Origin of the sequence: Plantactinospora sp. B5E13 (assembly GCF_039871775.1) — a bacterium.
Taxonomy (GTDB): domain Bacteria; phylum Actinomycetota; class Actinomycetes; order Mycobacteriales; family Micromonosporaceae; genus Plantactinospora.
The window spans coordinates 1-11,117 of sequence record NZ_JBDPLT010000088.1; the positions used below are offsets into that span (position 1 = coordinate 1).

The 11,117-nt window shown below is 72.3% G+C and carries 11 protein-coding genes; 6 read left to right on the forward strand and 5 right to left on the reverse strand.

The window, feature by feature from the left end; translation table 11 throughout:
- Positions 1–7: 7 nt before the first annotated feature.
- Positions 8–1,231, reverse strand: coding sequence for a multidrug effflux MFS transporter (locus ABGB05_RS36490; RefSeq protein ID WP_347658606.1), 1,224 nt, complete (start codon positions 1,229–1,231; stop codon positions 8–10).
- Positions 1,232–1,538: 307 nt separating this feature from the next.
- Here ABGB05_RS36490 and ABGB05_RS36495 point away from each other — a divergent pair, with 307 nt between their 5' ends.
- Genes ABGB05_RS36495 through ABGB05_RS36505 form a run of 3 tightly spaced genes read left to right on the forward strand, consistent with a single transcriptional unit; the run spans position 1,539 to position 3,937 of the window.
- Positions 1,539–2,537 (forward strand): sugar kinase, encoded by a 999-nt coding sequence (locus tag ABGB05_RS36495; RefSeq protein ID WP_347658597.1) that lies wholly within the window; start codon positions 1,539–1,541, stop codon positions 2,535–2,537.
- 18 nt (positions 2,538–2,555) lie between these two features.
- Positions 2,556–3,308 (forward strand): IclR family transcriptional regulator, encoded by a 753-nt coding sequence (locus ABGB05_RS36500; RefSeq protein ID WP_347658598.1) that lies wholly within the window; start codon positions 2,556–2,558, stop codon positions 3,306–3,308.
- Positions 3,305–3,937: a bifunctional 4-hydroxy-2-oxoglutarate aldolase/2-dehydro-3-deoxy-phosphogluconate aldolase gene (locus ABGB05_RS36505; RefSeq protein WP_347658599.1), complete on the forward strand. Its 633-nt coding sequence runs from the start codon at positions 3,305–3,307 to the stop codon at positions 3,935–3,937. The genes ABGB05_RS36500 and ABGB05_RS36505 overlap by 4 nt, the downstream gene beginning before the upstream one ends.
- A gap of 148 nt (positions 3,938–4,085) precedes the next feature.
- Here ABGB05_RS36505 and ABGB05_RS36510 read toward each other — a convergent pair whose 3' ends face one another.
- The 4 genes from ABGB05_RS36510 to ABGB05_RS36525 form a co-directional block, all read right to left on the reverse strand.
- On the reverse strand, positions 4,086–5,186 hold the full coding sequence (locus ABGB05_RS36510) for an ABC transporter permease (RefSeq protein WP_347658607.1): 1,101 nt from the start codon (positions 5,184–5,186) through the stop codon (positions 4,086–4,088).
- Between the two features lie 65 nt (positions 5,187–5,251).
- Positions 5,252–6,136: an ATP-binding cassette domain-containing protein gene (locus ABGB05_RS36515; protein ID WP_347658600.1), complete on the reverse strand. Its 885-nt coding sequence runs from the start codon at positions 6,134–6,136 to the stop codon at positions 5,252–5,254.
- A gap of 182 nt (positions 6,137–6,318) precedes the next feature.
- On the reverse strand, positions 6,319–7,050 hold the full coding sequence (locus ABGB05_RS36520) for a response regulator transcription factor (RefSeq protein ID WP_347658601.1): 732 nt from the start codon (positions 7,048–7,050) through the stop codon (positions 6,319–6,321).
- Complete coding sequence (locus ABGB05_RS36525; protein ID WP_347658602.1) at positions 7,047–8,465, reverse strand: sensor histidine kinase; 1,419 nt, start codon at positions 8,463–8,465, stop codon at positions 7,047–7,049. Before ABGB05_RS36525 ends, ABGB05_RS36520 begins: the two co-directional genes overlap by 4 nt.
- A gap of 192 nt (positions 8,466–8,657) precedes the next feature.
- On the opposite strand from ABGB05_RS36525, the gene ABGB05_RS36530 reads away from it, so the two are divergent.
- The 3 genes from ABGB05_RS36530 to ABGB05_RS36540 all read left to right on the forward strand — a co-directional run bounded on the left by ABGB05_RS36530 (position 8,658) and on the right by ABGB05_RS36540 (position 10,973).
- Positions 8,658–9,794, forward strand: coding sequence for an LLM class flavin-dependent oxidoreductase (locus ABGB05_RS36530; protein ID WP_347658603.1), 1,137 nt, complete (start codon positions 8,658–8,660; stop codon positions 9,792–9,794).
- Entirely contained in the window at positions 9,791–10,417 is a 627-nt protein-coding gene (locus ABGB05_RS36535) for an FMN reductase (protein WP_347658604.1), read from the forward strand. The genes ABGB05_RS36530 and ABGB05_RS36535 overlap by 4 nt, the downstream gene beginning before the upstream one ends.
- An 82-nt stretch (positions 10,418–10,499) precedes the next feature.
- Positions 10,500–10,973, forward strand: coding sequence for a hypothetical protein (locus ABGB05_RS36540; protein ID WP_347658605.1), 474 nt, complete (start codon positions 10,500–10,502; stop codon positions 10,971–10,973).
- Positions 10,974–11,117: the final 144 nt, after the last annotated feature.

Genomic DNA, 11,117 nt, shown 5'->3' on the forward strand with positions numbered 1-11,117 from the left:
GCGAACCTCAGTGCAGGGCCGCGGTGGCGACCGCGGGACCGGTCGCGGCGAGCCGGGCGGGCCGGACCACCAGCACGAGTACGGCGAGCGCCGAGACCATCCCGCCGACGACCACCAGGGCCATGCCGGCACTGCCGTTACCGAGTACGCCGACCAGCGGCGCCGCCACCGCGCCGACCCCGAACTGGATCGCGCCGAGCAGTGCCGCCGCCGTGCCGGCCGCCTCGCCGTGTCGGCTCAACGCCAGCGCGGGTGCGTTCGGCATGGCGAGCCCGGACGCGGCCAGGACCACCCAGAGCGACACCAGGATGCCGGGCAGCCCGCCGTAGTTGGTGACCGCGAAGCCGAGCAGGGCGAACCCGGCCAGGCTGCCGACGACCAGGGCGGTGACCAGGATCTGCTGTGGCGAGTACCGGCGGAGCAGCCGGACGTTCAACTGGGTGGCGGTGATCAGGCCGATCGCGCCCGCGCCGAAGGCCAACCCGAACTCCTGCTCGTCGAGGCCGTACTGCTCCTGGAAGACGAAGGACGACCCGGAGACGTACGCGAACAGTGCCGCCATCGCCAGCCCGGCGACCAGGACGAGTCCCAGGAAGGTCCGGTCCCGCAGCAGCCCGCCGTACGTCCGTACGGTGTCCAGCGCCCCACCGCGCCGGCGACGCCGCACCGGCAGTGTCTCGGGGAGCCCGAGCCACGCCACGGTGATCAACAGCAGGCCGAAGATCCCGAGCGCGACGAAGACGCCGTGCCACCGCGTCCAACGCAGCAGTTCGCTGCCGAGGGTGGGAGCGAGCACCGGGGCCGCGCCCATCACCAGCATGAGGCGGGAGAGCATCCGGGCGAACTCGGAACCGCTGAACAGGTCCCGCACCACGGCCATGCCGACCACCGAGGTGGCGGCCACGCCGAGGCCCTGCAGCACCCGCAGGGTGCCGAGCACCCCGATGTTCGGCGCGATCACACAGAGCGCCGAGGCGACGATGTGCAGGGCGAGGCCGGTCAGCAGTGGCGTACGCCGGCCGACCGCGTCCGAGAGCGGGCCGATCAGCAGCTGGCCGAGGGCGAGCCCGGCGAGGGTTCCGGTGAGGGTCAGCTGCACCGCCGCCGACGGGGTCTCGAAGTCGGCCGCGATCGCGGGCAGCGCGGGCAGGTACATGTCGATCGTCAGCGGCCCGATCGCGATCAGCGAGCCGAGGACGAGGATGAGTCGGAGCCGCTGGGCGCGGGTCATCAGGTCGCCCGGCGTACGGGATGGCGCGGGCGCCTCGACCTGTTCACCGGTGACGGTCATGGCGTCCTTTCGGCTGGTGCCGGGTGGTGCGGGCGGGGACAGAGAAGATCACATCAGCGACCAACCGTCGGGCGGCGACGGCATTCCCCGTCCTGCCATTGGTAATTCAACTCACAGCGGGATCTGTGGTCTCCGGTACCCGCCCGGTAACACCCCCGTCGGAGGGTCTGGTCTAGGGTGGCCCCGCATGCGGTGATGCACATGTCGAGTGCCATGTTGCAACATGTGCAACGAAGGGTGGGCTGCGGTGACCTCGGTATCAACCTCGGATGACCCGGGACAGTTCGACGCGGTCTGCGTCGGCGAGACCATGGTGATGGTGACCCCGACCCCGGGCGGACGCCTGGACGCGGAGTCGACCTTCGTCCTGCGGGCCGGCGGCGCCGAGTCCAACGTCGCGATGTTCCTGGCCGCGCTCGGCCACCGCGCCGCCTGGGCCAGCCGGGTCGGCGCCGACCCGCTCGGTGACCTTGTCGTCGACCAGGTCGCCGGCGTCGGCGTCGACACCTCGTTGGTCGAAACCGACCCGACCCGGCCGACCGCCGTCTACGTCAAGGACCCCGGGCCGGACGGCACCCGGGTCTACTACTACCGGCGCGGATCCGCCGCCGCCGGCATGGACCGGGCGTACGCGGACCGGATCGCCGAGGTGCCGGCGTCGGTCCTGCACCTGAGCGGCATCACCCCGGCCCTCTCCGAAACCTGCCGGGACCTCGTCGACCGGCTCATCACGACCCGGCCGGCCGGGCGCCGGCTGGTCTCCTTCGACGTCAACTTCCGGCCCGCCCTCTGGACCGGCGCCGAGGCCGACGCGCTGCTCCGGCTGGCCCAGCTCGCCGACGTGGTCTTCGTCGGCCTCGACGAGGCGACCCGGCTGTGGGACGTGCACACCCCCGAGGGGGTCCGTGACCTGGTCGGCACCGCCGGCACGCTGGTGGTGAAGAACGGCGCCGTGGACGCCGTCGCGTTCCACGAGGGCGGCACGACCACCGTACCGGCGAGGCGCGTCGAGGTGGTCGAACCGGTCGGGGCCGGCGACGCCTTCGCCGCCGGCTGGCTCTCCGGCGCGCTGCGCGGCCTCGACCAGACCGCGCGGCTGCGGCTCGGACACCTGGTCGCCGGCGCGGCGCTCGGCTCCGTCGGCGACTTCGCCGACCTGCCCCCGGTGGCGACGATCTGCGCCGAACTCGGCATCACCCCGGAGCTCTGGCACGGCACCGACCAGCCGGCCGGCACCCGGGCCTGACCGGACCGGGAGTACACGATGTCGCAGACCGTCGAGCGCGCCCTGAGCATCATCGAGTTCTTCGCCGACCGGCCCCGGTCACTCGGCGAGATCGCCACCCACCTCGGGGTGCACAAGTCCACCGCGCTGCGGCTGCTGCAGACCCTGGAGGCCGGCGGGTTCGCCCGTCCGGTGGGCGGCCGGTACACCGTCGGGTTCCGGATGGTGGCGCTCGCCCACCAGGCGGTGGACCACCTGGAGCTGCACCCGGTCGCCCACCCGCACCTGGTCCGGCTCGGCGACCGGTACGGCCACACCGTGCACCTCGCCCAGCTCGTCGACGACCAGATTGTCTACGTGACCAAGGTGGACGGTCGCGGGGCGTTACGGATGCGGTCCCGGGTCGGCCAGGCGGTCAACCCGCAGACCTCCGGCGTCGGCAAGGCCGTCCTGGCGTACCTCGACGAGCAGACCCGGGACCGTTTCCTGACCCGGATCGACTATCGCCCGCACACCGCCACCTCCATCACCAGCCCGGAGGCGCTCCGCGCCGAACTGGACCGGATCGCCGAGCGCGGCTGGGCGGAGGACGACGGCGAGTTCGAGGACTTCGTCAACTGCGTGGCGGTGCCGGTCCGGGATGCCCGGGGCCGGGTGGTCGCCGCCGTGTCGATCACCGCGCTGCGGGCGCTCGCCCCGCTGGAGCAGCTCCGCGAGTACCTGCCCGACCTGACCGAGACCGGTACCGCGATCTCCCGTGACCTCGGGTGGACCGCGGACCGCCGACCATGAACGGAGCCGAGGTGGACACCCACTCCACGCCCTTCTTCGACAGCCTCTTCGCCAACCAGCCGGTGATGGCGATCCTGCGTGGCCTGCCGCCCGACCAGACCGTCGACCTCTGCCGGCGGGCCTGGGACATCGGCGTCGACGTGGTCGAGGTGCCGGTGCAGAGCCCGGACGCGCTACCGTCCCTGCACGCCGCCCTCGCCGCCGGGCGGGAACGCGGCCGCCCGGTCGGCGCCGGCACGGTCGTCACCCCCGAGCAGGCGCGGTCGGTGCACGAGGCCGGCGCCGCCTTCACCGTCGCCCCCGGGTACGACCCGCAGGTGGCCGCCGAATGCGCGGCTCTCGGTCTGCCGCACCTGCCGGGTGTCGCCACCTCCTCGGAGATCAACCAGGCGCTGCGTACCGGTCACACCTGGCTGAAGGCGTTCCCGGCGGCGCAGCTCGGTGCCGGTTGGATCCGGGCCCAGCTGGCGCCGTTCCCCACCGTACGGTTCGTCGCCACCGGTGGGGTGGACGCCGACAACGCCGCCGACTTCCTGAGCGCCGGCTGCCGGGTGGTCGCCGTCGGTTCCGCCCTGCAGGATCCCCGCCAGCTCGACCTGCTCGCCCGGCTGACCGGGCGGCTTGAGTAACGCTGATCGGGCGGCTTGAGCAACGCTGATCGGGCGGCGCCGACTCCCGGTCGATGGTCGCCCGGCTGAGCTGAGCTGATCAACCGGCGGAGCCGGATCGGTGCGTCGCCCGGCTGACCGGCCGGCGGCCGGTCAGCCGGGCGAGCGGTCAGGCTCTGACCCGCATCTCCCGGTCCTGCCACGCGGCCCGGACCGACGTCTTGCCGTTGGTCCGCAGCAGCGCTCCCTCGTAGAGCCGGGCGGCGAGCGCCAGGCAGAGCACCGCACCGACGACCAGCACGAGCAGCGAGAGGAACGGCTCCCATCCGGCGGCGTCGCCGGTGAACAGCCGCAGCGGCATCGCGGTCGGCGCGGAGAACGGCACGTACGACAGCACGGTCATCGCCACCGGATTGTCGTTCAGGAACGACACCGCGAAGAACGGGATCATCACCAGCATCTGGATCGGGGTGGACGCCCCGGAGATGTCCTCCTGTCGGCTGACCAGCGCCCCGGCAACCGCCCAGAGCGAGGCCAGCAGGACGAACCCGACCACGAAGAACGGGATGAACCAGCCGATCGCGGGACCGATCAGGCCGAGCAGCGGGCCGGCGTCGACCAGTCGCATCGAGAGGACCGAGACCAGCCCGATCAGCGCCACCTGACCCAGCGCCAAGGCGCCGTTGCCGAGCACCTTGCCGGCCAGCAGCGCCCGTACCGGTACGGCGGCGACCAGGATCTCGACGATCCGGGTCTGCTTCTCCTCGGTGACACTCTGCGCGATCTGGATGCCGAAGGTCAGCGAGGCGAAGAGGAAGACGAAACCGAAGGCGAACGGGATCAGGAACGCCGCCACCGGGTTCACCGCGTCCGAATCGAGCAGCTGCACCGGCGGAGAGCTGCTCAGCGCGGACACGACCTCATCCGGCGCCTCCTTCATGGCGAGGACCCGGACCCCGCCCGGTACGTCGCCCGGCACGACCGCGGCGTCGACGTCCCCGTCCCGGACGAGCTGCTCGGCCCGCTGGGTGTCGGTGGCGGCGACCACCTCCAGACCGGCCCGGTCCAGCGCGGCGGCCACGTCCGGTGCGGCGGCCACCGCCACCGTGGAACCGTCGCCGGCGAACAACGCCGGCACGACCGCCGCACCGAGCGTGAAGAGCAGGAAGAAGACCGTGCTGAACAGGAAGGTCTTGTCACGCAGCCGTACCGTGATCTCCCGACCGGCGACCAGTCGGGTGGCGGCCCAGAACGAGCTGACGTTTCCCACCGGTCCGGGACGGTCCGGTCGACCCGTCCGGGCCTGGCCGGCGGGGGAGGTGGCGGAGGTGGTCGTCACTGGGTGACCTCCCGGAAGATCTGGGCGAGCGAGGGAACGACGGGGGCGAAGGCGCGGACCGGGCCACGATCCAGCGCGGCGTGCAGCACCCGCTGGTCGTCGGCCGGGTCGGTGAGTTCGAGCACGACCCGCGCCCCGTCCAGGTCCACGATGGAGACTCCGGGCAGGTCGCGTACCCAGCCGGCGTCGCCGTCGACGACCAGCTCGTACCGGGGTGCGGCGTACCGCGACCGCAGGTCGGTCCGGCTGCCGGTGGCCCGGACCGCGCCGGCCGCGATGATGACGAGGTCGTCGCAGAGCCGCTCCACCACGTCGAGCTGGTGGCTGGAGAAGAGCACGGGTACGCCGTCGGCGGCCCGTTCCCGGAGCACCCCGGCGACCACGTCCACCGCGATCGGGTCGAGGCCGGAGAACGGCTCGTCGAGGATGAGCAGCTCCGGACCGTGCACCAGGGCCGCGGCGACCTGGGCCCGCTGCTGGTTGCCGAGCGACAGCGTCTCCAGCAGGTCGTCGGCCCGTTCGGTCAGGTCCAGCCGCTCCAGCAGTTCGTCGACGCTGCGTCGGGCGTCCGCCGGGCTGAGCCCGTACAGGCGGCCGAGGTACGTCAGCTGCTCGCGGACCTTCATCTTGGGGTACAGCCCGCGCTCCTCCGGCATGTAGCCGAAGCGCTGCCGGACGGTCCGGGTGATCGGGCCGCCGCGCCAGGTCACCTCACCGGAGTCGGCCGCGAGCAGGCCGAGGATGATCCGCATCGAGGTGGTCTTGCCGGCACCGTTCGCGCCGACGAACCCGGTCATCCGCCCGGGGGTCACCTCGAACGAGATGTCGTCCAGCACTCTCCGGTCGCCGAAGGTCCGGTTCACCGACGAGACACGTAGCATCCAGCTCCTCCATCAGTCCGTGCGGCCGGGGCCGCCGTCGCCCCCCGGCCGGGTCGACGCTAGTGCGTGCCGGGGCCCCTGACGTCCGCCGCGCGACGGAACCGCGCGACGGAACCGCGGGACGGAGCCGCGGGAGGGAGCCGCGTTACGAAACCGCGGGAGGGAGCCGGCCGTGTCCGGGGTCAGCGGTCGGCGGCGCCCGGAGTCACCACGCCGTGCTCGTACGCGAAGATCACCGCCTGGGTCCGGTCCCGCAGGCCGAGCTTCATCAGCACCCGGGAGACGTGGGTCTTCACCGTCGCCTCGCCGAGCACCAGGCGTTGGGCGATCTCCGCGTTGGAGGCGCCCGCAGCGAGCTGGACCAGCACCTCCCGTTCCCGCTCGGTGAGTTCGGCGAGCCGGCCCCGGTCCGGTCCGGTCGTCGTCCCGCCGGAACCCCCGGCCCGGGCCGCGGACCGGGCCGGATCCGTTGGTCCGGGCGTCGCGAAGGTGGCGATCACCCGCCGGGTGATCTGCGGCGCGAGCAGGGCGTCGCCCCGGGCGAGGACGCGTACCGCCTCGATCAGGTCCTCCGGGGTGCCGTTCTTGAGCAGGAATCCGCTGGCCCCGGCCTGCAGGGCGGCGAAGAGGTAGTCGTCGCGGTCGAACGTGGTGAGGATGAGGACGGCCGGACCCTCGCCGCCGCCGTCGGCGACGATCCGCCGCGTCGCCTCCAGCCCGTCCAGGTACGGCATCTCGACGTCCATCAGGACGACGTCCGGGCGGTGTGCCGCGGTCAGTTCGACCGCCTGTCGCCCGTCCGCCGCCTCACCGACGACCTCGACGTCGTCCTCCGTCTCGAGGATGATCCGCAGACCGGTCCGGACCAGATGCTGGTCGTCGGCGAGCAGGATCCGGATCGAAGTGCCGGTCATGCCGTTGCCTCCTGTCCGACGGTCCGTGCCGCCGGTTCGTCGCCGACCGTCCGTACCACCGGTTCGTCGGCGGTGGTCCGTGCCGTCGCCTCCGGTCCGACGGGCCGCGTCGCCGGGGCGACCGGGAACCGGGCGCGTACCCGGAAACCGCCGCCCTGCCGGGGGCCCACCTCCAGGCTGCCGTCGTGTGCCGCGACCCGTTCCCGCATGCCGATCAGGCCGAGCCCGTCGCTCTGCGGGCTCCGCGCCGACGGAACCGTCGCCAGCGCCCGACCGTCGTCGGTCACCTCGACCTCGACCTCGTGCCGCAGATAGCGGACGCGGACGTCGACGCTGCCCGCCCGGGCGTGCTTGATGGTGTTCGTCAACGCCTCCTGGACGATCCGGTAACCGGCGAGCGAGACCGACTCCGGCACCGGTAGCGGCGTGCCGAAGGTCTGGTACGCCACCGTGAGGCCGGCGTCCCGGGCGCCCTGGACCAGGGAGTCGACCTGGTCCAGCCCGTACCCGCTGGTGTGGCCGCCGGTGTCCGCCCCGGTGCGCTCGGTGCCGCCCGCGTCGCGCAGTACGCCGAGCATCCGGCGTAGTTCGTCGACCGCCGTACGGGCGCTCTGCTCCACCGCACCGAGGGCGGTCCGGGCCTTCTCCCGATCCTTCTCCATCACCCGGCGGGCGGCGCTGGCCTGCACCCCCATCACCGAGACGTGGTGCGCGACGACATCGTGCAGCTCCCGGGCGATCCGGACCCGTTCCTGGGTCACCGCCCGCTCCGCCTCGGCGGCCCGGGACCGTCGCAGTTCCTCGGCCTGCACCCGCAGTCGGTGGCGGCTTCGCGCGGAGACCCAGGTGCTGTTGCCCAGCAGGTACGCGAGCAGGAAGAAGGCCAGGTTGAACAGGATGCTGTGCAGGGAGGCCGCCAGCAGCGGTGGCAACGGTCCGGCGGCGCCCTCGAAGCGCATCTCGATCGTCAGGATCGAGATGGTCGCCGAGACGGCCAGCCAGGCGAACATGGCGACGATCACCCCGATCCGGATCCGGGCCGCCCACCGGCGGTGCCGTCCCCAGGCACCGAGCGTGTAGATCGCGACGAAGAGGGACGCCGAGGAGACCAACGTCTCCGGACCGCCTCTCGCCTGGGCGGCGATGAAGACCACGGCGATCACGATGGTGACCGCCTCGGGACGGGTACGTCGCCAGACCAGCGGCAGCGAGACCGCGACCGCCCAGGTCAACTGCTCCAGCCAGGAAGGCGGGGGACCGAGCGGGAACATTCCCATGCTGTTGGCGAGGACCACGCCGAGCATGCCGACGGCCGCCGTCGACAGCCCGAGGTACAGGTCACGTCGTTGTTGCGTCGGGTTCGGCCCGGGCCGGCACCACTCGTCGCTCGGTTCCCACGCCCGCTCGGTTCCCATCCGACATGAATAGCGCATCCACCCCGCCTGTCAGGAAGGGCCCCTTGCTGACAGCCGAGCCCGGGGGAGGTGCCGCCCGCTGGCGGGCCGCGAGCACAGGGCCGCCGGATGGAATACTTGACTCGGCAAGTATGTTGTGGGACGTGTCGGGGCGGATGCCCCGGAGCAAGGCCTTCACGCGAGGAGTCGATCATGCAGTTCGGGGTCTTCACCGTCGGCGACGTGACCGTGGACCCGACGAACGGGCGGTTGCCGTCCGAGGGCGAGCGGATCAAGGCGATGGTCACGATCGCGCTCAAGGCGGAGGAGGTCGGCCTTGACGTCTTCGCCACCGGCGAGCACCACAACCCGCCGTTCGTACCCTCCTCACCGACCACCATGCTCGGCTACATCGCGGCCCGGACGAACCGGATCCTGCTCTCCACGTCGACCACCCTGATCACCACCAACGACCCCGTCAAGATCGCCGAGGACTACGCGATGCTGCAGCACCTCGCGGACGGTCGGGTCGACCTGATGATGGGCCGGGGCAACACCGGGCCGGTCTACCCGTGGTTCGGGCAGGACATCCGCAACGGCATCCCACTGGCGATCGAGAACTACGGCCTGCTGCGCCGGCTGTGGCGGGAGGACGTGGTCGACTGGTCCGGCAAGTTCCGGACCCCGCTGCAGTCGTTCACCTCGACACCGCGACCGCTGGACGGCATCCCGCCGTTCGTCTGGCACGGCTCGATCCGCAGTCCGGAGATCGCCGAGCAGGCCGCGTACTACGGCGACGGCTTCTTCCACAACCACATCTTCTGGCCGAAGGAGCACACCCGGCGGATGGTCGGGCTGTACCGCCAGCGGTTCGCGCACTACGGCCACGGCGACCCCGACCAGGCCATCGTCGGACTGGGCGGCCAGGTCTTCATGCGGCGCAACTCCCAGGACGCGGTCCGCGAGTTCCGGCCGTACTTCGACAACGCGCCGGTGTACGGACACGGTCCGTCGCTGGAGGACTTCACCCGGGAGACCCCGCTGACCGTCGGAAGCCCGCAACAGGTGATCGACCGCACGCTGGGCTTCCGCGAGTACGTCGGCGACTACCAGCGCCAACTGTTCCTGATCGACCACGCCGGCCTGCCCCTGAAGACCGTTCTGGAGCAGCTCGACATGCTCGGCGAGGAGGTGGTGCCGGTGCTGCGCCGGGAGTTCGCCGCGTTGCGACCGGCACACGTTCCGGAGGCGCCGACCCACGCCAGCCTGAAGGCCGCGCGGGACGCGGCCGACTCGGACGCCGGGGCCCAGACGGGTTCCGCCGCGATCGAGGCGGGAGCGGACCGATGACCCGTCGTACCCTCGCGGTGGTCTCCGGCGGCCTGCGCGTGCCGTCGTCCACCCGGCTGCTCGCCGACCGGCTCGCCGAGGCGACCGGCGCGGCGCTGGCCCGCCGGCAGGTGGAGGTCGAGACCCACGTGGTGGAACTGCGTGACCACGGCCACGACGTGGTGAACCACCTGTCGACCGGCTATCCGTCCGAGTCGCTGAAGGCGGCACTCGACGCGGTCGCCGCCGCCGACGGCGTGATCACCGTGACGCCGATCTTCAACGCCTCGTACAGCGGACTGTTCAAGTCGTTCTTCGACGTGCTGGGGGACCAGGCCCTGGTCGGCCGACCGGTGCTGATCGCCGCGACCGGCGGCACCGCACGGCACTCGCTGGCCCTCGAACACGCGATGCGGCCGATGTTCAGCTATCTGCGGGCGATCGTCGTGCCGACCGCGGTCTTCGCCGCCCCGGAGGACTGGGGCAGCGGTGATCCGCAGGCGAGCCTGCACAGTCGGATCAGCCGTGCGGCGGACGAACTGGCCGAGGAGATCAACCGGCGGGGGCCGGCGACGGTCGCCGACCCGTTCGCGCTGACCACCTCGTTCGACCAACTGCTGAACGGCGGGCCGGCCGGGCAGTGAACCCGGGCCGCCGCCGGCCGGGCGGCGGCTGAGCCGTGTTGCCGGTGACGGCGGTCCGGGGCGGATCCGGTTGAATGGGCGGATGACTTCCGTACCGGTGGTGGTGCAGGCGATCCGGCGTGCCACGGTCGACGCCGTCGAGGCGGCCCGGCTCGGGGACCTCACCGCGTTCGAGACGGCGGTCGGGGACCTGGCCGCGCAGAACCAGGAGCAGGTCGGCCGGGTTCTCGGCGGAATACTCCGGATGCAGCTCGAGGAGACGCACCAGGACGGACTGACCGGCGAGGACGTCCAGGCGGTGCTGACCCGCTGCGTCCGGACCAACGTGTCCTGGCTGCCCGACCTGGACGTCCAGGCGTTGGCGCTGCTGCTGACCGGCGCGCTCGGCGTACACCCGGAGGCCGGGGAGGTGCCGCCGCCGGACCGCACCACGGCGGCCCGGCACGCCCCACTGCTGGTGGCCGACCTGCTGACCGTCACCGGCCGGCCGGTCGGCGACTACCTGGACGCCGCCCTCACCGAGATCGCCACCACCGAGGGAATGGAACTGCCCTGACCGGGTAGGAAGGCCCGCCGGCGCCCGCCCTACCGCGGACGCCGGCCGTCCGACAACTCAGTGCCCGACCGAGTCGGAGTCGGGGGGCGCCCCCCCCCCCCCGGGGGGCCCCGGGACCCACGGTGTTGAACAGAGGATGGAAGA

Bases quoted from the DNA above. Each gene is read 5' to 3' on its own strand.
- ABGB05_RS36490 (WP_347658606.1), bottom strand. From the start codon at position 1,231: ATGACCCGCGCCCAGCGGCTCCGACTCATCCTCGTCCTCGGCTCGCTG.
- ABGB05_RS36500 (WP_347658598.1), top strand. From the start codon at position 2,556: ATGTCGCAGACCGTCGAGCGCGCCCTGAGCATCATCGAGTTCTTCGCC.
- ABGB05_RS36505 (WP_347658599.1), top strand. From the start codon at position 3,305: ATGAACGGAGCCGAGGTGGACACCCACTCCACGCCCTTCTTCGACAGC.
- ABGB05_RS36515 (WP_347658600.1), bottom strand. From the start codon at position 6,136: ATGCTACGTGTCTCGTCGGTGAACCGGACCTTCGGCGACCGGAGAGTG.
- ABGB05_RS36520 (WP_347658601.1), bottom strand. From the start codon at position 7,050: ATGACCGGCACTTCGATCCGGATCCTGCTCGCCGACGACCAGCATCTG.
- ABGB05_RS36525 (WP_347658602.1), bottom strand. From the start codon at position 8,465: ATGGGAACCGAGCGGGCGTGGGAACCGAGCGACGAGTGGTGCCGGCCC.
- ABGB05_RS36530 (WP_347658603.1), top strand. From the start codon at position 8,658: ATGCAGTTCGGGGTCTTCACCGTCGGCGACGTGACCGTGGACCCGACG.
- ABGB05_RS36535 (WP_347658604.1), top strand. From the start codon at position 9,791: ATGACCCGTCGTACCCTCGCGGTGGTCTCCGGCGGCCTGCGCGTGCCG.
- ABGB05_RS36540 (WP_347658605.1), top strand. From the start codon at position 10,500: ATGACTTCCGTACCGGTGGTGGTGCAGGCGATCCGGCGTGCCACGGTC.